Origin of the sequence: Pseudomonas sp. 8BK (genome assembly GCF_902506475.1) — a bacterium.
GTDB classification, from domain to species: domain Bacteria; phylum Pseudomonadota; class Gammaproteobacteria; order Pseudomonadales; family Pseudomonadaceae; genus Aquipseudomonas; species Aquipseudomonas anguilliseptica.
In genome coordinates, this window is sequence record NZ_LR733252.1 from 2,823,959 (window position 1) to 2,844,268 (window position 20,310).

24 protein-coding genes and 1 riboswitch are annotated in these 20,310 nt (G+C 61.9%); of the genes, 3 read left to right on the top strand and 21 right to left on the bottom strand.

The genetic code is table 11. From position 1 onward, the window contains the following. Window positions 1–34: 34 nt before the first annotated feature. The 19 genes from ACIN8IBEIGE_RS13050 to ttcA form a co-directional block, all read right to left on the bottom strand. Window positions 35–760: an adenosylcobinamide-GDP ribazoletransferase gene (locus tag ACIN8IBEIGE_RS13050; RefSeq protein WP_160015003.1), complete on the bottom strand. Its 726-nt coding sequence runs from the start codon at window positions 758–760 to the stop codon at window positions 35–37. Next, window positions 757–1,332: an alpha-ribazole phosphatase family protein gene (cobC, locus tag ACIN8IBEIGE_RS13055; RefSeq protein ID WP_160015004.1), complete on the bottom strand. Its 576-nt coding sequence runs from the start codon at window positions 1,330–1,332 to the stop codon at window positions 757–759. Before cobC ends, ACIN8IBEIGE_RS13050 begins: the two co-directional genes overlap by 4 nt. Beyond that, window positions 1,329–2,384, bottom strand: coding sequence for a nicotinate-nucleotide--dimethylbenzimidazole phosphoribosyltransferase (gene cobT, locus ACIN8IBEIGE_RS13060; protein WP_160015005.1), 1,056 nt, complete (start codon window positions 2,382–2,384; stop codon window positions 1,329–1,331). Before cobT ends, cobC begins: the two co-directional genes overlap by 4 nt. Then, window positions 2,381–2,902 (bottom strand): bifunctional adenosylcobinamide kinase/adenosylcobinamide-phosphate guanylyltransferase, encoded by a 522-nt coding sequence (gene cobU, locus ACIN8IBEIGE_RS13065; protein WP_160015006.1) that lies wholly within the window; start codon window positions 2,900–2,902, stop codon window positions 2,381–2,383. Before cobU ends, cobT begins: the two co-directional genes overlap by 4 nt. Window positions 2,903–2,990: 88 nt before the next feature. Continuing rightward, the gene (locus ACIN8IBEIGE_RS13070) at window positions 2,991–4,439 is read right to left on the bottom strand and encodes a cobyric acid synthase (RefSeq protein WP_160015007.1); all 1,449 of its coding nucleotides are present in this window, start codon (window positions 4,437–4,439) and stop codon (window positions 2,991–2,993) included. After that, the gene (cobD, locus tag ACIN8IBEIGE_RS13075; protein WP_160015008.1) at window positions 4,436–5,428 is read right to left on the bottom strand and encodes a threonine-phosphate decarboxylase CobD; all 993 of its coding nucleotides are present in this window, start codon (window positions 5,426–5,428) and stop codon (window positions 4,436–4,438) included. Before cobD ends, ACIN8IBEIGE_RS13070 begins: the two co-directional genes overlap by 4 nt. 8 nt (window positions 5,429–5,436) lie before the next feature. Beyond that, window positions 5,437–6,345 carry an adenosylcobinamide-phosphate synthase CbiB gene (gene cbiB / locus ACIN8IBEIGE_RS13080; RefSeq protein ID WP_160015009.1) on the bottom strand — a complete coding sequence of 303 codons (909 nt, stop codon included), beginning with the start codon at window positions 6,343–6,345 and terminating at the stop codon, window positions 5,437–5,439. Further along, window positions 6,342–6,989 carry a 5,6-dimethylbenzimidazole synthase gene (gene bluB, locus ACIN8IBEIGE_RS13085; protein WP_160015010.1) on the bottom strand — a complete coding sequence of 216 codons (648 nt, stop codon included), beginning with the start codon at window positions 6,987–6,989 and terminating at the stop codon, window positions 6,342–6,344. The genes cbiB and bluB overlap by 4 nt, the downstream gene beginning before the upstream one ends. Then, a complete protein-coding gene (locus ACIN8IBEIGE_RS13090; RefSeq protein ID WP_160015011.1) occupies window positions 6,986–8,293 on the bottom strand; it encodes a cobyrinate a,c-diamide synthase in 1,308 nt (435 codons plus the stop codon). Before ACIN8IBEIGE_RS13090 ends, bluB begins: the two co-directional genes overlap by 4 nt. After that, the gene (gene cobO, locus ACIN8IBEIGE_RS13095) at window positions 8,290–8,901 is read right to left on the bottom strand and encodes a cob(I)yrinic acid a,c-diamide adenosyltransferase (RefSeq protein ID WP_160015012.1); all 612 of its coding nucleotides are present in this window, start codon (window positions 8,899–8,901) and stop codon (window positions 8,290–8,292) included. The genes ACIN8IBEIGE_RS13090 and cobO overlap by 4 nt, the downstream gene beginning before the upstream one ends. Window positions 8,902–9,010: 109 nt before the next feature. After that, a riboswitch (cobalamin riboswitch) is annotated at window positions 9,011–9,253 on the bottom strand. 67 nt (window positions 9,254–9,320) lie between these two features. After that, window positions 9,321–9,914 (bottom strand): MliC family protein, encoded by a 594-nt coding sequence (locus ACIN8IBEIGE_RS13100; RefSeq protein ID WP_160015013.1) that lies wholly within the window; start codon window positions 9,912–9,914, stop codon window positions 9,321–9,323. Between the two features lie 106 nt (window positions 9,915–10,020). Continuing rightward, complete coding sequence (locus tag ACIN8IBEIGE_RS13105; protein WP_160015014.1) at window positions 10,021–11,286, bottom strand: alpha/beta hydrolase; 1,266 nt, start codon at window positions 11,284–11,286, stop codon at window positions 10,021–10,023. A 65-nt stretch (window positions 11,287–11,351) separates the two neighbouring features. Continuing rightward, window positions 11,352–11,672 (bottom strand): hypothetical protein, encoded by a 321-nt coding sequence (locus ACIN8IBEIGE_RS13110; RefSeq protein WP_160015015.1) that lies wholly within the window; start codon window positions 11,670–11,672, stop codon window positions 11,352–11,354. Between the two features lie 6 nt (window positions 11,673–11,678). Further along, window positions 11,679–12,341, bottom strand: a complete 663-nt coding sequence (locus ACIN8IBEIGE_RS13115; protein WP_160015016.1) for an O-methyltransferase — start codon at window positions 12,339–12,341, stop codon at window positions 11,679–11,681. Between the two features lie 27 nt (window positions 12,342–12,368). Next, the gene (locus ACIN8IBEIGE_RS13120; RefSeq protein ID WP_160015017.1) at window positions 12,369–12,893 is read right to left on the bottom strand and encodes a C40 family peptidase; all 525 of its coding nucleotides are present in this window, start codon (window positions 12,891–12,893) and stop codon (window positions 12,369–12,371) included. Window positions 12,894–13,052: 159 nt separating this feature from the next. Next, a complete protein-coding gene (locus ACIN8IBEIGE_RS13125) occupies window positions 13,053–13,667 on the bottom strand; it encodes a C40 family peptidase (protein WP_160015018.1) in 615 nt (204 codons plus the stop codon). 76 nt (window positions 13,668–13,743) lie between these two features. Next, window positions 13,744–14,502 (bottom strand): NAD-dependent deacylase, encoded by a 759-nt coding sequence (locus ACIN8IBEIGE_RS13130; protein WP_160015019.1) that lies wholly within the window; start codon window positions 14,500–14,502, stop codon window positions 13,744–13,746. Window positions 14,503–14,512: 10 nt separating this feature from the next. Continuing rightward, window positions 14,513–15,184: a DNA-3-methyladenine glycosylase I gene (locus tag ACIN8IBEIGE_RS13135; RefSeq protein ID WP_160015020.1), complete on the bottom strand. Its 672-nt coding sequence runs from the start codon at window positions 15,182–15,184 to the stop codon at window positions 14,513–14,515. Between the two features lie 31 nt (window positions 15,185–15,215). Then, window positions 15,216–16,040, bottom strand: a complete 825-nt coding sequence (gene ttcA / locus ACIN8IBEIGE_RS13140; protein ID WP_160015021.1) for a tRNA 2-thiocytidine(32) synthetase TtcA — start codon at window positions 16,038–16,040, stop codon at window positions 15,216–15,218. A gap of 97 nt (window positions 16,041–16,137) precedes the next feature. Here ttcA and ACIN8IBEIGE_RS13145 point away from each other — a divergent pair, with 97 nt between their 5' ends. The 3 genes from ACIN8IBEIGE_RS13145 to ACIN8IBEIGE_RS13155 all read left to right on the top strand — a co-directional run bounded on the left by ACIN8IBEIGE_RS13145 (window position 16,138) and on the right by ACIN8IBEIGE_RS13155 (window position 18,107). After that, a complete protein-coding gene (locus ACIN8IBEIGE_RS13145) occupies window positions 16,138–16,740 on the top strand; it encodes a DNA-J related domain-containing protein (protein ID WP_160015022.1) in 603 nt (200 codons plus the stop codon). A gap of 158 nt (window positions 16,741–16,898) precedes the next feature. Then, window positions 16,899–17,498 carry a Yip1 family protein gene (locus tag ACIN8IBEIGE_RS13150; RefSeq protein WP_090253063.1) on the top strand — a complete coding sequence of 200 codons (600 nt, stop codon included), beginning with the start codon at window positions 16,899–16,901 and terminating at the stop codon, window positions 17,496–17,498. 114 nt (window positions 17,499–17,612) lie between these two features. After that, window positions 17,613–18,107 carry a SprT family zinc-dependent metalloprotease gene (locus ACIN8IBEIGE_RS13155; protein ID WP_160015023.1) on the top strand — a complete coding sequence of 165 codons (495 nt, stop codon included), beginning with the start codon at window positions 17,613–17,615 and terminating at the stop codon, window positions 18,105–18,107. 12 nt (window positions 18,108–18,119) lie between these two features. On the opposite strand, the gene ACIN8IBEIGE_RS13160 is transcribed toward ACIN8IBEIGE_RS13155, so the two are convergent. Then, window positions 18,120–18,737 (bottom strand): hemolysin III family protein, encoded by a 618-nt coding sequence (locus ACIN8IBEIGE_RS13160; RefSeq protein WP_090386951.1) that lies wholly within the window; start codon window positions 18,735–18,737, stop codon window positions 18,120–18,122. Between the two features lie 127 nt (window positions 18,738–18,864). Further along, entirely contained in the window at window positions 18,865–20,301 is a 1,437-nt protein-coding gene (locus ACIN8IBEIGE_RS13165; RefSeq protein ID WP_160015024.1) for a response regulator, read from the bottom strand. Between the last annotated feature and the right edge of the window lie 9 nt (window positions 20,302–20,310).

Consider the following 20,310-nt stretch of genomic DNA (forward strand, 5'->3'; position numbering starts at 1 on the left):
TAGATTCCTGCCACAGCCTTGCTGTCCTTACACGCTAGCAGGCCAACGCCACCAGCACCGCGCACTCGGCTATTTCCAGCAGTGCTCCGGCGGTATCACCAGTGGTGCCATCCAGACGTTTGAGCATCAAGCTGCGCAGCCAGATAAACACGCCCCCGGCTACCAGCAAGGCGAGCAGCGCCGACCAGCCAAACAGCAACATGGCCACAACATTGGCGGCCAGTACCCAGGGCAGTTGCCGACGCGGCAGATGCTCGGCCAATGCCTGACCCAGCCCGCCGGCCCGCACATAGGGTGTAGTCAGAAACAGCAGCGGCAACAGACAACGCGCCAACCAAGGCACCAGTACCAGCAACAACCCAGAGCCGCTCTCCAGCAAGGCCACCAGCGCAGCGAACTTGAGCAGCAACAGCAGCACCAGCACCACCACTGCGATCGGCCCGCTACGCGGGTCTTTCATGATCGCCAGGGTGCGCTGTTTATCGCCAAAGCCGCCAACCCAGGCATCGGCACTGTCGGCCAGACCATCCAGATGCAGGCCGCCGCTGATGCCCACCCACAGGCTTAACAACAACGCGGCCTGCAACAGCAGCGCGCTATCGCCCAGCAGGTGTTGCACGGCGAGCAGCAACAGGCCGATCAGCAACCCCACCAGTGGATAGAACAGCAGCGAGCGACCGATCTGCTCAGGCCTCGGCATGCCAGCCAGGATCACCGGTAAACGGGTAAGAAACTGCAGGGCAATCCACCAGGGCGTCATACGCACTCCCATAGCTCGCCTTGTTCATCCAGGCACAGTTGATAGCGCTCGGCATGCCCGACCGCTACTTGCAGCAGATCATTGCGCGGCAAGCCACGAGCCCGAGCCAGCAGCAGGCGGATCACCCCGCCGTGGGTGACCAACAACAGGCGCTCGCCGGCATGGCGCGCCTGCAAACGTTGCAAGGCGCCCAGTATCCGCGCCTCAAAAGCCAGCAAGGTCTCGCCCTCGGGCGGAGTAAAGCCATAGGGATCGCTCCAGAAACGGCCCAACTCTTCGGCGCTGGTCTGCATCAGCTCGGCCGTGCTGCGCCCTTCCCACGCGCCGAAATGCAGCTCCTGCAGATCCGGCTCCAGACTGAGCGGCACGTCATGCTGCGCGGCCAGCTCTTCGGCAAAACGCGCGCAGCGCTGCAAGGGCGAGCTGATCAAGCGATCCCAGGGGCCGGCCTCGGCCACCGCCGCGCGCAGCTGCGCCCAACCGGTTTCGGTCAGGGCATCGTCCAGGCTGCCGCGCAGGCCGCCGCCCAGTTCGGTTTCACCGTGGCGCAGCAGCTCTAGATAGACCGTCATAGCGGACGCTCTGCTACCGCCGCCTCGGCAAAGGTGGCCATGTCGTTGTGCAGGCTGCAGGCCAGTTGCAGCAGCGGCACGGCCAAAGCCGCGCCACTGCCCTCGCCCAGACGTAGGCCCAGATCAAGCAGCGGCTCGGCCTGCAGCGCCTTGAGTACCCGCCGGTGGCCAGGCTCGGCGCCGCTGTGGGCAAACAACAGCCAGTCGCGACAAGCCGGATTCATGCGCACCGCCATGAGCGCGGCCACGCTGCAGATAAACCCATCCACCAGCGCGGTGATGCCCTGCTGCGCGCAGGCCAGATAAGTGCCGCTCAACGCCGCAATCTCGAAGCCGCCGAGGCGCTGCAGGATATCGATGGGTTTGCTGATCCCCGGGCGATGCAAGGCCAGAGCAGCCTCGATGACCTTGGCTTTATGCGCCACACCCGCGCTGTCCAAGCCGGTACCAGGGCCGACCAGTTCCAGTGCCGGGCATTCCAGCAGCAGGCAAGCCATGGCCGTGGCGGCGGTGGTATTGCCGATGCCCATTTCGCCACCGATAAACAGCTGGCTGCCGGCTTCACGGGCGCGCTGCACGCTGGCCTGGCCGGCATCCAAAGCCTGCAGTAACTGCGTGGCAGACATCGCCGGGCCCTGGGCGAAGTTCTCTGTACCCGCACCGAGATGCAGATGATGCACGCCGCGCAGCGGCTCCAGCGGCAGCGCGGTGCCCAGGTCGATCACCTCAAGCGTTGCGTCCAGCTGTTTGGCCAATACGCTGATCGCCGCGCCGCCATTGACGAAGTTGCGCAGCATTTGCCCGGTGACGGCTTGCGGGAAGGCCGAAACCCCTTCGGCCACCACACCATGGTCACCGGCAAAAATGCTGATCCACAGCTGCTCGACCTGCGGCCGCTGACTGCCTTGCATGGCCGCCAGCTCAATCGCCAGCCGCTCCAACTGGCCGAGCGAGCCGGCCGGCTTGGTCAACTGCTGCTGCCGCGCCTCGGCGGTGTTGCGCGCAGCGCTATCCAGCGCCTGACAGCCCTGCTGCCACCATTGCTCACTCATAGCGCCTCTCCTTTGAGAACCATCGGCAGACCCGCCACGGTAAACACCACGCGCTCACAGCGCTCGGCCAGGGCCTGATGCAACCAGCCGGCCTCATCGACATAACGCCGGGTCAGCTCGCCCAGCGGCACCACGCCCAGACCGGTTTCATTGCTGACCAGCAGAAGCCGCCCCGGCAGGTTGTCCAGGCAATCCAGCAGCGCATCGCGCTCGGCGCTCAGGCGCGCCGGGTCGTCCAGCATCAGCAGATTGGTCAGCCACAGGGTCAGGCAATCGACCAGCAGGCACTTATCCGCGTCGGCCCGCTCGCGCAGCACCCGGGCCAGAGCCAGCGGCTCTTCCACCAGCCCCCAATGCGCCGGACGACGCTCACGGTGATGTTGAATGCGCTCATTCATCTCGCCATCCAGCGGCTGGCTGGTGGCGATATAGGTGACCGCCAGGCCGGATTCGGCCGCCAACCGCTCGGCCAGGCGACTTTTGCCGGAACGGGCACCGCCGAGAATTAATTCATGCATGGTTCACCTAGTTTCCCCGTAGGGTGGATGACGCTTTTTACATCCACCGTCCCACCGCAAATGCTGGATCGATACAGCGTGATCCACCCTACAGGCCACATAACATTCGCAGTTTTGCCGTATCCAGATGCGCCTCGACCAGATCGGCCAGGCGCTCGATATCACGCTCGCGCAGGGCGTGGTAATCCACCGGCTGCACCTCGCGCAGGCCGGCCCAGCGCAGCAAGGCGCTGCACGCATCGCTGCTCTCGAACAAACCATGCAGATAGGTGCCAAGCACCTGACCATCAGCACTCAACGCACCGTCGCTGCGGCCGTCATCGAGGCGCACAGCTGCGTTCAACCCTAGGCCAGAGCTGACCCCGGCATGAATCTCGTAACCGCTGACCGGGGCATTTTCCAGACACAACTGGCCGCGCACATTGCGCAGCTGTTTCTCCGGCTCCAGCACGGTGCTGAAATCCAGCAGCCCCAGCCCTGGGCTGGAACCCGCAGCGCCTTCCAGGCCATGGGGGTCGTCGATCTGCATGCCGAGCATCTGCAGCCCGCCGCAGATACCCAGCAGCTTGCCGCCATAACGCAGGTGCTTGTCGATGGCCGCCGGCCAGCCCTGCTCACGCAGAAACGCCAGGTCGGCACGTACGCTTTTCGAGCCGGGCAGGATAATCAGGTCAGCCGCCGGAATGGCCTGGCCCGGGCCGACAAAGCTCAGCTCAACCTGCGGATGCAAGCGCAGCGGATCGAAATCAGTGTGGTTACTGATACGGGGCAACACCGGTACCACCACCTTGATCCGCTCGGCCGTCTTGGCGCTCTGGCGAATATCGATGGCATCCTCGGCCTCCAGGTGAAAATCCATCAGATAGGGCAATACGCCCAGTACCGGTTTACCGGTGCGCTGCTCCAGCCAATCCAGTCCAGGTTGCAGCAAGGCGACATCGCCGCGAAAACGGTTGATCACAAAGCCCTGCACCCGCGCCTGTTCGCTCTCGGAGAGCAACGCCAGAGTGCCGACCAGATGAGCAAATACGCCGCCTTTGTCGATATCGGCAATCAGGATCACCGGGCAGTCCACCGCCTCGGCAAAACCCATATTGGCAATATCACCGGCACGCAGATTGATCTCCGCAGGCGAACCCGCGCCCTCCACCATCACCACCGGATAGGCCGCGCTCAGACGTCGATGGGAATCGAGTACCGCCTGCATCGCCACTTTTTTGTAGTCGTGATAAGCAACGGCATCCATGCTGCTCAGGGCGCGGCCATGAATGATCACCTGGGCGCCGGTATCGCTATTGGGTTTGAGCAATACCGGGTTCATATCGGTATGCGGCGCCAGCCCGGCGGCCTGGGCCTGCACCGCCTGGGCGCGGCCGATTTCGCCGCCGTCGGCAGTGACTGCGCTGTTGAGCGCCATATTCTGCGGTTTGAACGGCACCACGCTGACGCCCTGGCGCTTAAGCCAGCGGCACAGCGCAGTAACCAGAGTGCTTTTGCCGGCATCCGAAGTGGTGCCCTGCACCATCAATGTGCTCATGGGCACTCCTTGGCAAATAGCGCTAATGCCTGTTGCAGCCGCTGCCAACCGGCCTCATCGGCCGGCAGGCCGAAACGCAGGCTGCTGGGGCTGCTGAATAGCCGGGTAAGAATGCCCTTGGTCGCGAGAAACTCGTGCAGCTCGGCAGCCCTGGGGGTGCAGCAGAACTGAAACAGCGCACAGCCGCCAGTTGCTGTCAGGCCTTGCGCACCAAGCAGCGCGGCCAGGCGCTCGCCATCGACCAGCAGACGCTCACGTTGCACACGCTGGCCGGCATGATCCTGCAGCAGCGCGCTGGCCACCACCCGACTCGGCCCGCTGATCGCCCAAGGGCCGAGCAATTCGGCCAGCTGTTCGAGTAGCGCCGGCTGAGCCAGGACAAAACCCAGACGAATACCGGCCATAGCGAAGAACTTGCCGAACGAGCGCAACACGATCAGCCCCGGCCGCTCGCTAAAGGCCGCCAGGCTGTGCTCGGGGGTGCAATCGACAAAGGCCTCATCCACCACCAGCCAGCCGCCGCGCTCGGCCAGGCGGGCGTGCCAGTCCAGCAATCGCTGGGGCTCGATACGCCGCCCGGTGGGATTATTCGGATTGACCAGCAGCAGCACATCCAGGCGCTCCAGCGCCCGCTCGATAGCGCCCTCGCTGATCTCCAGCAGTTTGTGCCCCTCGCGCTGCCAGGCCGCGGCATGCTCGGCATAGGCCGGTGAAACAATACCCACCGTGACATTGCGCACCAGCCGCGGCAGCGCCTGGATCGCGGCTTGCGAACCGGCTACCGGCAGCAGATTGCTCACACCGTAGTAATCGCGGGCGGCGTTTTCCAGGCCGTCCTGCTGCTCGGGCAGGCGTGCCCAGGCACTGGCGGGAATCGCTGGCAGCGGCCAACCGTAAGGCGCGATGCCCGTAGACAAATCAAGCCAATTTGCCAAAGCAATGCCGTAACGCAGCGAAGCCGCGCGCAAGCGCCCGCCATGTTCAAGCATAAGAAGGTTCAAGCATAAAAAGCCCCCCACAACAGCAGCAGCGCCAACCACAGCAGCACGCCACCGTTGACCAGATTGAGTGCCCGTTCGATATCCCGCGCCTTGGGTTGCGGCCCCGCGCCCAGTTCAGGGCGCATATGCAGCTCGCCATGATATTCCGCCGCGCCGCCCAGACTGACGCCCAGCGCCCCTGCCCCGGCCGCCATCACCGGGCCGGCATTCGGGCTGTCCCATAGCGGCGCCTGGGTACGCCAGCAGCGCAGCGCCAGCATGGTTTTACCCAGCAACGCGTAGGTCAAAGCGACCAACCGTGCAGGCAGATAATTGAGTCCATCGTCGATCTTCGCCGCAGCCCAGCCAAAGCGCTCAAAGCGCTCGTTACGATAGCCCCACATGGCGTCCAGAGTGTTGCTCAGGCGATACAGCACCACGCCCGGCGCACCGGCAATCACAAACCAGAACAGCGCAGCGAACACCGCATCACTGCCGTTCTCCAGCACCGATTCGCTGCCAGCGCGGGCCACACCCGTGGCATCTAGCTGCGCAGTATTGCGGCTGACCATATAGCCAACCCGCTCCCGCGCCAGGCGTAGATCGCCCAGACGCAGTGCCTGCGCCACCGGCATGGCGTGCTCGCCCAGGCTTTTCAGACCCAGCGCGGCGTACAAGGCAATGATTTCCACCGCCCAACCCAGCCCGCTGATCTCACTCAGCAGCCAGGCCAGCAGGGTCAGCGGCAACACCGCCAGACACCAGGCGCTGACGCCATGGCTGCGCCAACCACCGCCGGCCGGATTGAAGCGCTGCTCGATGCGATTGGCCAATTGCCCGAACGCCACCAGCGGATGCCAGCCCTTGGGCTCGCCCCAAATGGCATCCAGGACGACCCCGGCGCACGTACTCAGCACCAGGCTCATGGCGTGCCCCACTGATTCTCGAACAGCAACGCACTGAGCGGGCGTGGTTCGGCCCAGCCCTGCTGCACCAGCATCGGTGCCTCATAGAACTGCGTCACCGGCCCCAGGCATAGCACCGCCAGCGGCTTGCTGCCTGCTGGCATGTTGAGCAGATCCGTCAGGGCCTGGGGCTCGAACAGCGACACCCAGCCCATGCCCAAGCCCTCGGCGCGGGCGGCCAGCCAGAGGTTCTGAATCGCGCAGGCCAGGGACGCCAGATCCATTTCCGGCAAAGTGCGCCGGCCAAACACATGGGCTTCACGCCCCTCCATCAGGGCCACCACCAAGAGCTCGGCGCAGTCGCGAATGCCCTCGACTTTCAGCCGCATAAATTCATCACTGCGCTCGCCCAACGCCTCGGCGGTGCGCGCACGCTCCTCTTCGACCAAACCATAAATCGCCTCGCGCAAGGCTGGGCGGGTGATGCGAATAAACCGCCACGGTTGCATCAGGCCGACGCTGGGGGCTTGGTGCGCGGCTTCGAGCAGGCGCGCGAGCAGCTCGGGAGCCACCTCTCCGCCGCTGAAATGGCGCATATCACGGCGCTCGGCAATGGCGCGATACACCGCCGCGCGTTCTTGCGGGCTAAAGGCCTGCTCGCTCATGCCGGCGCTCCGGGGCAAAACAGCGCCGCGGCGGCAACCGGATCGGATGGCAGATAGAAGTGGATATAGGAGGCGGTCATCCGCCCCTGGCGATAGACCGCCTCACTGGTGCGCTTGTAATTCGGGCATTCGCCGCGGGTCAGCGGTTGCAGGCCGCTGCTGAGCGCCGAGTAGTGGAAACTGTGGCCGCGCAGCAGCCCTTCCGGCAATTCGGCCTGCTGCAAGGCCATGGCGGTCATGCGTGGTTGCAGGGTCGCCTCGCCGCTTAACAGGCCGAGCATCTGCCCGCTGGCGCCCTGCTTGTCAGTCAGTTTGTCGAGCAGATAGAGCATCCCGCCGCACTCGGCATGGATCGGTTTACCGGCAGCATGGTGCGCGCGAATCGATTCGGCCATGGGCTGGTTGGTTTCAAGTGCGGCCAGGTGCAGCTCCGGGTAACCGCCTGGCAGATACAGGCTGTCGATATCGGGCAGTTGCTGATCGCTGAGCGGCGAAAAGAACGCCAATTCAGCACCCAGTTCGCCCAGCAAATCGAGGTTAGCCTGGTAGAGAAAGGCAAAGGCGCTGTCGCGCGCCACACCGATCCGCACGCCCTTAAGCAACGGCGCGGGCCTTGCCTGCTCAGGCGCGGCGAAGCTGACCGGCGGCGGCAGGCTGGTATCGGCACTGGCGGCCAAGGCATCGGCGGCGGCGTCCAGGCGCGCATCCAGGTCGGCCAGCTCCCCCGCCTGCACCAGACCGAGATGGCGGCTTGGCAAACCAACTTCGGCGCTGCGCGGCAGCGCGCCGTACCAGCGGATCGAGGCTGGCAGCGCATCACGCAGAATCTCGCCATGCCGCGCACTGCCAACCCGATTACCGAGCACCCCGGAAAACGGCAAATCCGCCTGGAACGTCGCCAGACCATGGGCCATGGCGCCGAAGGTCTGCGCCATGGCCGAACCGTCAATCACCGCCAGCACCGGCACGCCAAAGTGCCGGGCCAGGTCGGCCGCCGCCGGCGTGCCATCGAACAGCCCCATCACCCCTTCGATCAGAATCAGATCGGCCTCACCTGCCGCCTCCCAGAGCAGGCGACGGCTCTCGGCTTCGCCGACCATCCACAGGTCAAGCTGATACACCGGCGCACCGCTGGCGCGGGCGAGAATCATCGGGTCGAGAAAGTCCGGGCCACACTTGAACACCCGCACGCGCTTGCCTTGGCGCGCATGCAAACGCGCCAAGGCAGCGGTTACCGTGGTTTTACCCTGGCCGGAAGCGGGAGCTGCGATCAATAAGGCGGGGCAAGAGCGGGCGCTGCTCAAAACTCCACTCCCTTTTGTGCTTTAACCCCGGCTTTGAACGCATGCTTGACCAGGCTCATTTCGGTGACGGTATCCGCAGCCTCGACCATCCCAGGCAGCGCGCCACGACCGGTCACCACCACATGCTGCAGCAGCGGCCGCGCTTCAATATCGGCGAGCACCGCGTCGAGTTCCAGGTAGCCATATTTCAGCGCGATATTCAGCTCATCGAGCACCACCAGACCGATGGCTGGGTCGTTCAGCAGCTGCCCCGCCACCGCCCAGGCCTCACGGGCCTTATCGATATCGCGCTGACGATCCTGAGTCTCCCAGGTAAAGCCCTCACCCATTACGTGATAACTGACTTCATCGGGAAAACGGCGGAAGAAGCTTTCCTCGCCGGTGCTGGCCGCGCCCTTGATAAATTGCACCACGCCGACCTTGAGGCCATGGCCCAAGGCACGCGCGACCATGCCGAAAGCGCTGCTGCTCTTGCCCTTGCCATTGCCGCTGTGCACCAGCAGCAGGCCGTATTCATCCTGGGCCTGGGCAATCTTTTCATCGATCAGGGCTTTCTTGCGGGCCATGCGCGCCTTGTGCCGGGCGTCACGCTCAATCGATTCAGTCATCGCACTGCTCCACCGCCACAGGGCGATCTGGCTGGAAAAAGCATGCGAGGACAGGGAAAGCGCGGGCCCACGCACAGCGCAAACCACACGCCAGCCATCGCCCTCCGCGATGCCGTGGACTGCAACAGGCCGGTCTCCGGGCTTGTGAGCGAACCTTGAGGTTCTCAGAACCTAGCAGGCTCTATGCCGCGCCTTCCCATGCTTGAGCACAGTGGCACTTGCGGCGTTTGACTCACTTACCGTTGCGGGGGCAGCGTCGGAATAGCGGGCGTTCACACGCACAGCGCACCGACTTCCCAGTTTCACCCCACACACGCACAGCGTTGGGGGCACCTGTTACAAGGCGCGAAGGGTAGAGAGTTCGCGATTAAGCGTCAAACGAATGCGCCATTTAGCGCAGACGGCTTAAACCACCTGGGTTACTTGGCCTGACACTTCATCTCGGGCGAGCCATAGCCCCACACCACGGTCGCCTCACCCTGGTGCTCCCAGAATGATTCATTGCGCCCCTGATATTTGCTGCCACTGGCTGCAGGCTGCTGATACATCAACGACACGCTGTCAGCAAGCTCGGCCAGCAGAGTCCCAGGCTCGGTGGGGTAGTAGGTGACGATGACTTCCTTGGCTGGCAGGCCATCGCATTGAAAATGCACCGAACCGGTCCCTTTCAGTAACGCGTAGCGCGCCTGCAGTTCGGCAATCCGCAGGCGATAGCTCTCGGCTACGCACTGCTCACGGTCAGCGGCCTTCCAGCAGTCATTGCGGCCTTTTATCCAACCTCGCTGCTCAGCCTTGAGTACGGGAGGATGCTGGTTTGCGGCCTTAGCCGAAGCCTGCTGATAAATATCCGACATTTTCTGATCAAGTTCGGCCAGAGCAGGCGCCTGACAAATCAGCGCCTCGATACTGCCAGCCTCTACCTTGGTGCAGCTGAACGATGGCTCAGCCGCCTGCAGGGTCGCTAACGGCAGGCCGAGCAGAGCCAAAAGGGCAAAACGCTTAGGGGTGAACATGCTGATTCCTCGTCCGCTATCCGTTGGTTTTAAATAGCCGCATCCAGGCTTACATCCTGCTGGCGCCAAGCTGCATGTTTCGTCAGCTAAGGCCAGACCAGAACACCTACCACTGCCCCTTGAGTACCCGCCGGGTTGCCTCACGTACCGTCAGCGGGTAGTCAGTATTCATGTACCAGACTGCCGGGTGCTCGGTGACAGATAGCGCTCGCTGATCCGGCGGCAGGTTGGTACGCAGCAGCAAGATCACATCACTGCTGACCCAGGGGTGACGGTACCAGTAGTGATGTCCGACGATATCAAAGCCGCGCTCGCTGCTATTACCGGAAACATCCAGCAGGGTGACATTGTTCAAGTGCCGCCTGCGGGTGAACTGGTGCAGGCTCTGTTCGGCCCGGCTGCTGCCGATCCGTGCGCCACCGGGCATCAGGCGCTGCGCGTAATCCAGCGCCTCGTCCTGATCAGACACAGTGATCATCACCTGTTCAGCGACGCGACTGATTGCCAGCAGACGCCCCTCAAATACTTCCTCGGGGACATCCGCAGCGGCAAACACCACCGCGCCAATCCGATAACGCGTCTGTAACTGCGCGGTATTCAAATCCGGATGACGATTCTGGAACGTCTGCAACGCCAGAGATGCCACGCGCCCACCGGCGCTGTAGGCGATCAGGTTGATTCGCTCGGCAGCGGTATGTCGCGCCAGCAGCTCGATCAACTGCGCCAACGCCTGGCTGGAATCGCGAGCGCGATTCACATCGATGCCGAGCAGATAGCTGGCAATGTTCTGGTGTGACGGCCAGTCGAACGCCAGACCGACAAAGTCGCGCCCGGCAAAATGCACAAGCTCGCCCGTCAGCTCACAGGCATTGGCGAAATCAACCTTTGCGCCATGCACATAGATGATGATTTCCTTGTCGCGGGCCTTGTCCAGCGCCAGATTGATCGCATCGACATAGTTCTGCACTGGCGCCGCCAAAGGCACATCAACCGGTCGCCGCACCGGCAGTACAGCTGTTTGCTGAGCCGCAATCAGACTCAGTGGCAGCTCACGCGCGCGCAGCTCGCTGACCGAGGCCGAATGCAATTGCGACCAATCACTCTGCTGGTCGCCCAAACGCACCTGGGCACGCCCCAGCTGCAAGGTCGGGCTGACGCGATTGCCATAGCCCGCGCCCTCTGGCGTCCGGGTAGTGGCATAGAACAGTGCCACATCGGGCACCCGTTCTGCCGGCGACAAATGGGCGAAAGGATCGATAGCAGCCTGGTGATAAATCACCGGCGTGCTCATCAGCATCAGCGGCGTTGGCCCAGCACAGGCGCCCAACAGCAGAGCGAGGCATACACATGACAGCGCGCGCAAACAGGTCATCGGCAGTCGCCACTACATAAGGGGTCAGAAGGTCATCACAAACAAACAGCAAGCCTAGCCGCGATTCAATGCCTGGGCATAAAGCCCGCCGGCTTGCTGGCCAGCCACTCGACAAAGGTACGCAGGCGTTCATCACTGAGCAGGCTGTCGCGATTGTTGTAGGTCAGCGCCAGCTCCTTTTCGCTGAACAAGCGGTGGATCTGGTTGTGACAGGCGCGGCAGACCCAGAGCGTGGCGCTGATGCGCTCGCTTTTTTCGAAGCGCTTCTGCACATAGACCTTGTTGTGTAGCGCCTTGGGAATCAGATGATGGCGTGTCAAAGCGGCCGCGCGGGCGCAGAGCTCGCAGGCATCAGGTTGCTCGGGCAGACGAATCGGTTCAGGCATACGGGTTCAGCGTTTACGGCACAGGCTCAGCCCGTCACCCAGCGGCAGCAGCGACAGGTCGATGCGCGGGTCATCGCGCAGCGCCAGGTTCAGCGCCTGAATCGCTCGGGTGTCGGCGCTTTCGGGGTTTTCCTCAAGCACCCGCCCACTCCACAGGGTGTTATCGAACAGGATCAGCCCACCCTGGCGCACCAGGCGCAGAGCATGCTCTAGGTAGGCGGGGTAATTGGCCTTGTCGGCGTCGATAAACAGCAGATCGATACTGCCAGCCAAACCCTCGGCCTCTAGCTCCGCCAGGGTCTGTAGCGCAGGCGCCAAACGCTGTTCGATGCGTTCACTCAGCCCCGCTTCGCGCCAGTAACGCTCGGCCGTGGCGTTGTATTCGCCGGGAATATCACAGCAGATCAGCCGCCCCCCCTCAGGCATGGCCTGGGCCATACAGATGGCGCTGTAGCCGGTAAAGGTGCCGACCTCGACAATCCGCCGCGCCCCCGTCAGCTGCACCAGCAAGGCCATGAACTGCCCCTGCTCAGGGGCAATTTGCCAACGCGCCATACTCAGCTGCGCGGTCTCCTCGCGCAGACGTCTGAGCAGCGGTGTTTCACGCAGGGAGACATCCAGCAGGTATTGATACAGGATGGAATCGAGATTGAGTGTTCGATTGGTCATGCTTACTCCCTCTGCAAACCTAAGCTGTCAGGGGTTGCGCGCCAGTTCTGGGGTGAACACGCGCTTGGCATTCAGGTAGGTGCGCTGCCAATACTTATTGCTCAAGCTATCCAGGCGCACGGTGCCGCCGCTGGAAGGAGCGTGAACAAAGCGCCCGTCACCGACATAGATGCCAGCATGACTAACCTGGCTGCCGCCATTGGTAGCGAAGAACACCAGATCACCACTTTGCAGGCGGTCGCGGCCGACAGTTGGGGCGCGCATGCTGATCAGCTCGCGGGTCGAACGCGGCAGACTGATACCCGCCGCATCGCGGTAGACATAGCCAATCAGACCACTGCAGTCGAAGCCGCCATCCGGGGTATTGCCGCCGTAGCGATAGGGTGTGCCGACCAGGCCGAGGGCACGAAACAGTACATCTTCAGCATTGCCGTTAAAGCTGCCGATAGGCGCATGCACAACAGGCTTGGGGGATGGAGTGAGGGCATTGCTGGCGCATGCACTAAGCAGTGCGGCAAGCATAATCAAGCAGAGACGGGCGATAGCGGTCATGGACGAGCGATCCTGAGCCGGGATGCGCTCTACTCTGCCGGCTTGCACATCGTAGTGCAAGCTTTAGCTTTGCTTGGCAGGTTGTTGAAAATTATCGAGATAGGTCTGAAGTATCAGTTAATCGAGCGACCGAACAGATTCGGTCGCCACTCGCAGGGCTCAAGGGTGACGTACAACCGACTCGCTTGGCGCCAGCGCCAGGGCACGTTTGGCTTCGATAAAGGTACGCGACCAATAGCGATCGTCCAGGCTATCGACCCTCACGCCGCCGCTGCGGCTACTGCTGGAGTGAATAAACTGGTTATCGCCCATGTAGATGCCGGCATGGCTGACGCGATTACGGCCATTGGTGCTGAAAAACAGCAGATCGCCCGGCTCCAGGTCATCACGCGATACCAGCGGTGCGTCGATATTGATCATGTCGCGGGATGAGCGCGGCAGTTTCATGCCCAGCTCTTCCTTGAACAGATAACCGATAAAACCGCTGCAGTCGAAGCCCGATTTCACCGAACTGCCGCCATAACGATAACGGGTCCCCACCAGCGACAGGCCATGAGTCAGGATGCTGTCAGCCAGTTGCGGCAGTTTGTAGGATTTCTCTTCAGTGAAGTCGCCCAGAGCCGCTTCTTTGGCTTGTTCGTCAAACTCGGCAAGTTCTGTCGAGGAGAACACCGCAGGCTGGGTTGCCAGCTCCGGCTGTGGGGCATGGTTGGCGCAGGCGGCCAAAAACAGGGAGAGTGCGATAGGCACGAGGGGTGCGAGGCGTTTGAGCATGGGCACGACCGTGTCGGTGAATTTCACAAGAGCGCGACTATGCCCTCTACGGCATGCATTTGCAAATTCTATGGCTCTAAATGTGACTCAGCAGTTCTGGTAGAACATCTAACGCCCGCCCTTGTAGATGCACATCCACGCGAGAGCTCAAGTCGGTGCGCTGCGGGTTGATCTCTACCGTAAAGCCACCCGCCTGGCGTGTACGTAGCAGCGGCTCGACGATATATGGAAAGCTCGCGCTGGTACCGATGCTGATCACCACCTCAAAGCCTTTGCGCACTTCGGTATAGAGCGTGTCGATGGCCTTTTCGGGCAGCATTTCCTCGAACAGCACCACGGGCGGACGCAACACCCCGGCGCATTGCCGGCATTTGGGTGGCAGCGGCCGCTCGAGATGTTCTGCCAGCTCACTGTCCACAGCCCCACAGGACTGGCAATACAGCGGCGCCAACTCACCATGAATCTCGATCACCCGCTCCATCGGGCTGCCGGCTGCACGGTGGTAGCCGTCGATATTCTGGGTCAGCAGCCAGCACTGCGGCTTTCTGCGCTGCAGCTCGGCAATCGCATGGTGCCCAGCATTGGCCTGGGCACCCAGGCAAGCCTTGCCCAGTTCCGCCAGGTACTTCCAGCACAACGCGGGGTCACGCTGCAGCATCGAGCCGGACAACGCCGCTTCAATCGGCAAGCCTTCGGCGGTGTGGCCGTTATACAGGCCACCGAGGCCGCGGTAAGTGGGCAAACCGGAATCGGCGGACAGCCCGGCACCGGTAATCAGCAGAATGCGTTCAGCCTGCTTGAGCTGCTCAGCGACCTGCTGGATTGCCCGTTCCATTGCCAAACCCTCAGTGGTTGACCGTATGAGCCAGCATCACCGACAGCTGAGATAACGGCCGCCCGCTCTGCTCCTGCCATTGATTGAACGCCGCCTGCACGGCAGCCAGCTCTTTCAAGCTGGTCGGCGCCTTGTCGATGATCTTCTGCGCCTTCAGCGCCGCGACCATGTCATCGGTGGGGACGAAGGTGTCTTTGCCGATCATGCGCAGAAAACGCGGCGCGGACAGCCCACCAAGCTGACTGCCGTGCTTGGCTAGGTACTTCCACAGGCCGACCACGTCGCTCACCGGCCAGTCGGCGATCAGCGCGCCAAAGCTGCCCTTCTCCTTCTGCACATCGAGGATGAACTGGGCGTTGCGCGGCACACTCTTGAGCTTACCCAAGTGACGGATGATGCGCGCATCCTGCATCAGGCTTTCCAGACGCTCAGCCCCCATCAGCACGACTTTCTCCGGATCAAAGCCGAAGAACACCTGCTCGAAGGCCGGCCATTTGGCGTCCACCAGGCTGTGCTTGAGGCCGGCGCGAAAGATCCGCAGGCTGAGTGTCGACAGGTAGCGATCATCACTGATCGCGCGCAGCTCATCAGCGCTGCGTGGCAGCGGCAGGATCGACTCCAGCGCAGCGACCGAGCCAAAACGGTTCAGACAGTATTCGTTAAGCCATTTGTAATCGCGCATCAGGCAATCCTTGAGCCGAGAAACCGCGGGATCAGAGGTTCATTACATCGAGAAAGCGTGGCGTAGCGCTGTCGTCGATTTTCAGGCTCTGGAAGTCGAACAGGTTGCGGTCAGCCAGCTGCGACGGCACCACGTTCTGCAGGGCGCGGAACATGATCTCGGTGCGGCCCGGCGACTTGCGCTCCCAGTCCTGGAGCATTTCCTTGACCACCTGGCGCTGCAGGTTTTCCTGGGAGCCGCAGAGGTTGCACGGAATAATCGGGAATTCCTTGAGCTGACTGTAAGCCTCGATATCCGCCTCATTGCAGTAAGCCAGCGGGCGAATCACCACGTTGCGACCATCATCGGCGCGTAACTTGGGCGGCATGGCCTTGAGGGTGCCGCCGTAGAACATATTGAGGAAGAAGGTTTCCAGGATGTCGTCGCGGTGATGTCCCAGGGCCATTTTGGTCGCACCGATTTCATCGGCAAAGGTGTACAAGGTGCCGCGACGCAGGCGTGAACACAGCGAACAGGTGGTCTTGCCTTCCGGGATCTTCTCCTTGACCACCGAGTAGGTGTCCTTCTCGACGATGTGATACGGCACACCGATGGACTCCAGATAGGCCGGCAGCACGTGCTCAGGGAAGCCCGGCTGTTTCTGATCCATGTTCACCGCAACAATCTCGAACTTGATCGGCGCGACCTTCTGTAAGTGCAACAGCACGTCGAGCATGGTGTAGCTGTCCTTGCCACCGGACAGGCAGACCATGACCTTGTCGCCATCCTCGATCATGTTGAAGTCGGCAACGGCTTCGCCGGCCTGACGACGCAGGCGTTTTTGCAGTTTGTTCTGATTGACCGAGAAGGTGCCCATGGTGCGCTGGAATCCGGAGGGTTACGAAAGTGCGGCATTTTACCCAGAAAGCGTGACGCGCCCTACCCCACAGTTGCGGAAATGCTAGGCTCGGCCGATGAACGACGATTTCGACCCGGGCCTCGATCTGCCCGAACAACTGCATCTGCTGTTACGCGCGACCCCTGAAGGCCTCAGCGAATACCAGCTGATCCAGCTGCTGAAAGCCCGCCAGTGCGTGCACATCCCCAATCTGCCACTGACCGACAAGCTGGTGCTGTTCCGCACGCACTTTCTGCTGTTCAACGCCCTCTACCGCCTGCGCGATCAGCTCTGGGCCAGCCAGAGCGGCTACCTGCAGATCAGCGCACTGAAAATCCAGTTACTGCCCTATCAGCCCGGCAGCAGCGAACTGAGCGAGCACGACCCACTGCGCGACTATTACCTCGACCTCAGCCTGCTCAACGACACCGACGAACAGGATGTAGCCAAATTGCTGCTGAGCTTCTGGACGCGCATGCATGGCAGCGAAGAAAAACAGGCGGCGCTGGAGTTGTTCGAGCTCGAAGGCAGCGAGCAGACGCTCAATCTCGCCACTATCAAGCACCGCTACCGGCAACTGGTGAGCCTGCATCACCCGGATCGCGGCGGTAACACAGCACGCCTGCAGTCGATCAACAAGGCCATGGAAATCCTCGAACGCTATTACGGGCGTGCTTGAGAGTCCGATTTGCTCTAATGCCCAGCCTTTGCCAATCGCGACCTCTGCCTATACTGCGACATACGGTCGCATAGGTTCGGCCTTGTACCTGATGGCGCTGCATACGCGAATCAGGCGCTGCGCTGGGGGGCGACCGCTATAAAAATAGGAGGTCTGGCATGATCCATCACGTTTGGGGGCTATTCACCCATCCTGACCAGGAATGGCAGGAAATCCGTGGCGAAGAAGAAACCATCAGCCACATGTATCTCACCCACGTACTGATTCTCGCGGCTATTCCCGCTGTTTCGGCCTATATCGGCACCACCCAGGTCGGCTGGGCAATCGGCGATCGAGCGCCGGTGATGCTGACCGAGGCCAGTGCGTTGCAAATGACCGTCATGACCTACCTGGCAATGCTTGCCGGGATCGCAGTGATGGGCGCGTTTATCCACTGGATGGCACGTACCTACGATGCCAGCCCGAACCTCACGCAATGCGTGGTATTTGCGGCTTATACCGCTACACCGCTGTTTATTGGCGGGCTGGCGGCGCTCTATCCACATCTCTGGCTGGCCATGGTGGTGGGCACGGCGGCCATCTGTTACACGGTTTATCTACTCTACGTCGGCATACCGACCTTTATGGGCATCCCCGAGGACGAAGGTTTTATGTTCTCCAGCTCGGTGCTCGCAGTAGGCTTGGTGGTGTTGGTGGCGATGATCGCCAGTTCGGTGATTCTCTGGGGCTTTGGGGTCGGCCCGGTCTACACCAGCTAACGCGACAGCTGATGACGCAAGACGAAACCACCTACGGGTGGTTTCGTCGTTTCAGGGCTGTGATCGCTGCGTTGCTTGGGCATAATCGCTGCCCCAGCCGCGATAACCGCATGTATGCCCGAACACCTCCTGAGCCGCGTAGAACACTGCTACCAACAGGCTGAAGCCTTTTTCAAACGCCCCTTTGCCCGCGCCGAGGTGAGTTTCAAGCTGCGTGGGCAAAAGGCTGGCGTGGCGCACCTGACGGAAAACAAGCTGCGCTTCAACCCGCAGCTGTACCGGGAAAACCGCGAAGACTTCCTCAGGCAGACCGTCCCCCACGAAGTGGCGCATCTGATCGCCCATCAGCTGTTCGGCCTGAAGATTCAACCCCATGGCGAGGAATGGCAGCTGATCATGCGCGGCGTCTATGAACTGCCGCCCAATCGCTGTCACAGCTATGCGGTGCAACGGCGCGCAGTTAGCCGCTATATCTACCGTTGCAGTTGCCCGCAGGGCGAGTTTCCCTTCTCAGCCCAGCGCCATGCACTGGTCAGTAAGGGCCGGCGCTACTACTGCCGGCGCTGCAAGGTCACCTTGAGCTATACCGGCGAACAGCGAGTCGAATGACTCGCCGGGCAATTAAAGGACGTAACGCAACACCGCGACAAAGTGCATCAGACTGCCGCCCATGACGAACAGATGCCAGATGCCGTGCCAGTGACGGAAGCGGCTGTCATAGGCGAAGAAGATGATGCCCACCGTGTACAGCACTCCACCGCCGGCCAGCCAGATAAACCCAGCCATGCCCAGCGCAGCAATCAGCGGTTTGACCGCAATCAGTACGATCCAGCCCATCACCGCGTAAATCACAATCGACAGCACCCGCGCCTCTGAGCGCGGCTTGATCTCCTGCAGCATGCCAATCACGGCCAGCGTCCAGACGATGCCGAACAGCGTCCAGCCCCAGGCACCTTCGAGGGTCACCAGGCAGAACGGCGTATAGCTGCCGGCAATCAGCAGATAGATCGACAGATGATCGAGCTTGCGCATCAACACTTTCGCCCGCCCCTGCACGCTGTGGTAAAGCGTGGAGATGCTGTAGAGCAGCACCAGCGTCAAACCATAGATCGCCACGCTGATGATCTTGCGCTGCTCGCCCTCCAGGCTCGCCAGCAGCAATAGCCACACCGCCCCCGCGCAGGCCAGAAGCGCCCCGACCAGATGGGTCCAGGCATTGAAGCGTTCCCCGTGATACATGTTTTCCGTTCCCAAGCTGCCCACTGGCGCGAATGCCCCAGGCTTATGCCGGAAAAAAGCCTGTTTGACGAGCGTCACGTCACCGCCCCACACAAAATACGGGGTCAATCACGACCTCGGCATACACTCAGGCGCGCGGCAGGCTGACGCGAATCACGCAACTCTCGCCGTCATCTTCCTGCTGCACGTCGCCGCCCTGGGCGCGGGCCAGAGCACGGGCGGCGGCAAGCGGTTTGTTGCTGGCAGGGCGCACAGGCAGCAGCAGTTTTACCTGCGCGGGGCTCTCATCAATCATCACCAGGCTCAGCTGGCTGCCCACCGGGCATGCTGCATGGGCGTGCTTTAGCACGCGGTAGAGCAAGGCATGGCAAAGCCCGGGGTCGGCCATTACCGCGGTACTGCTGCCCAGCGCGGTCTCCAGCTGGATATCGACGCCGCGGTCGCCATAACGCTGGCGCAGCTCGCCGATCAGCTCACGCAGCAGCGGGTTAAGCCGGATGCTTTCAGGGCACAATTCGCGCTGTCCGGCCTCGAGGGATAACTGCTCGCCCGCCAACTCAAGCAGCTCCTTCATCTGCTGGCCGCCTTGCGTGGCCAACTGCACCTGTTGCTTCTGCGCAGGATTAAGTGCGCCGTCCTGCGCCAGGCTCTGCAACGCCTCGGCGCATTGGTTGAGTGGTTGCAGCAGGTCATGACTGATCAGGTGCAGCATGTCCGCGCGCAGAGCGGCCAGTTCCAGCAACTGATCCAAGTCCGTCTGCAGCTGCCGGCGATGCTCGACATAACGCATCAGGTTGCGCACGCGAATACGCAGCAGCGTCGGATCAATCGGTTTGAATACATAGTCCACCGCGCCTAGTGACAGGCCTTGTTCACGGGAACGCTCATCGCTCAAGGCGGTGACGAAAATAATCGGGATATGCTCAGACGCATGGTGCTGACGCAGCCGGCGCGCCACTTCGAATCCGTCCATGTCGGGCATCATCACGTCCAGCAGGATCAGGTCCGGCGGGTTGTCCGAGTGGCAGATGGCGATGGCTTTTTCGCCGTTATGCGCCAGTTTCACCTTGAACTGATCGCGAAACAGCCCGGCCAATAGCTGAAGATTCTCCGGCGTGTCATCGACCACCAGAATGCTCGCGCGCTCCTCGCCCTGTGGCAGGCTGGTTTGCGCGAGCAGATCATCACGCTGCAGGGAGCGCTGAATCCGCTCCAGCAAGCGCTGAGTGGTAAAGGGTTTAACCAGCAGGTCGCGGATGCCCAACTGGATAGCCCGCTGCACATCCTGACGCTGCATGGCGCTGGACATCAGCACAAAGGGAATTTCCGCCAGTGTCTCATCGCTGCGCATGCCTTCAAACAGCGCCAGGCCGGTGGAGCCCGTCAGGTTCTGCTCACTGAGCACCAGCGAAACCGGCGCCTGTCGCAGCTGCTGCAAGGCACTCGCCACATCATTGGCCTGCAGCACCTGGGCAAAGCCATAGCGCTGTAATTCATCGACCAGGGCGCGGGTCAGCACCGGGTCGCTATCAACAACTAGCAGCGTAGTGGCATTGATTGACATGCTGCAGAA

What these genes read in the sequence shown, in the direction of transcription:
- ACIN8IBEIGE_RS13115 (WP_160015016.1), bottom strand. Translation starts at nt 12,341, where the DNA reads ATGACCAATCGAACACTCAATCTCGATTCCATCCTGTATCAATACCTG.
- ACIN8IBEIGE_RS13110 (WP_160015015.1), bottom strand. Translation starts at nt 11,672, where the DNA reads ATGCCTGAACCGATTCGTCTGCCCGAGCAACCTGATGCCTGCGAGCTC.
- cobT (WP_160015005.1), bottom strand. Translation starts at nt 2,384, where the DNA reads ATGAGTGAGCAATGGTGGCAGCAGGGCTGTCAGGCGCTGGATAGCGCT.
- cobD (WP_160015008.1), bottom strand. Translation starts at nt 5,428, where the DNA reads ATGCTTGAACATGGCGGGCGCTTGCGCGCGGCTTCGCTGCGTTACGGC.
- ACIN8IBEIGE_RS13070 (WP_160015007.1), bottom strand. Translation starts at nt 4,439, where the DNA reads ATGAGCACATTGATGGTGCAGGGCACCACTTCGGATGCCGGCAAAAGC.
- cbiB (WP_160015009.1), bottom strand. Translation starts at nt 6,345, where the DNA reads ATGAGCCTGGTGCTGAGTACGTGCGCCGGGGTCGTCCTGGATGCCATT.
- ACIN8IBEIGE_RS13050 (WP_160015003.1), bottom strand. Translation starts at nt 760, where the DNA reads ATGACGCCCTGGTGGATTGCCCTGCAGTTTCTTACCCGTTTACCGGTG.
- cobC (WP_160015004.1), bottom strand. Translation starts at nt 1,332, where the DNA reads ATGACGGTCTATCTAGAGCTGCTGCGCCACGGTGAAACCGAACTGGGC.
- ACIN8IBEIGE_RS13135 (WP_160015020.1), bottom strand. Translation starts at nt 15,184, where the DNA reads ATGCGCGATTACAAATGGCTTAACGAATACTGTCTGAACCGTTTTGGC.
- cobU (WP_160015006.1), bottom strand. Translation starts at nt 2,902, where the DNA reads ATGCATGAATTAATTCTCGGCGGTGCCCGTTCCGGCAAAAGTCGCCTG.
- ACIN8IBEIGE_RS13125 (WP_160015018.1), bottom strand. Translation starts at nt 13,667, where the DNA reads ATGCTCAAACGCCTCGCACCCCTCGTGCCTATCGCACTCTCCCTGTTT.
- ACIN8IBEIGE_RS13165 (WP_160015024.1), bottom strand. Translation starts at nt 20,301, where the DNA reads ATGTCAATCAATGCCACTACGCTGCTAGTTGTTGATAGCGACCCGGTG.
- ACIN8IBEIGE_RS13100 (WP_160015013.1), bottom strand. Translation starts at nt 9,914, where the DNA reads ATGTTCACCCCTAAGCGTTTTGCCCTTTTGGCTCTGCTCGGCCTGCCG.
- ACIN8IBEIGE_RS13160 (WP_090386951.1), bottom strand. Translation starts at nt 18,737, where the DNA reads ATGTATCACGGGGAACGCTTCAATGCCTGGACCCATCTGGTCGGGGCG.
- ACIN8IBEIGE_RS13105 (WP_160015014.1), bottom strand. Translation starts at nt 11,286, where the DNA reads ATGACCTGTTTGCGCGCGCTGTCATGTGTATGCCTCGCTCTGCTGTTG.
- ACIN8IBEIGE_RS13120 (WP_160015017.1), bottom strand. Translation starts at nt 12,893, where the DNA reads ATGACCGCTATCGCCCGTCTCTGCTTGATTATGCTTGCCGCACTGCTT.
- ACIN8IBEIGE_RS13145 (WP_160015022.1), top strand. Translation starts at nt 16,138, where the DNA reads ATGAACGACGATTTCGACCCGGGCCTCGATCTGCCCGAACAACTGCAT.
- ACIN8IBEIGE_RS13155 (WP_160015023.1), top strand. Translation starts at nt 17,613, where the DNA reads ATGCCCGAACACCTCCTGAGCCGCGTAGAACACTGCTACCAACAGGCT.
- cobO (WP_160015012.1), bottom strand. Translation starts at nt 8,901, where the DNA reads ATGACTGAATCGATTGAGCGTGACGCCCGGCACAAGGCGCGCATGGCC.
- ACIN8IBEIGE_RS13150 (WP_090253063.1), top strand. Translation starts at nt 16,899, where the DNA reads ATGATCCATCACGTTTGGGGGCTATTCACCCATCCTGACCAGGAATGG.
- bluB (WP_160015010.1), bottom strand. Translation starts at nt 6,989, where the DNA reads ATGAGCGAGCAGGCCTTTAGCCCGCAAGAACGCGCGGCGGTGTATCGC.
- ACIN8IBEIGE_RS13130 (WP_160015019.1), bottom strand. Translation starts at nt 14,502, where the DNA reads ATGGAACGGGCAATCCAGCAGGTCGCTGAGCAGCTCAAGCAGGCTGAA.
- ttcA (WP_160015021.1), bottom strand. Translation starts at nt 16,040, where the DNA reads ATGGGCACCTTCTCGGTCAATCAGAACAAACTGCAAAAACGCCTGCGT.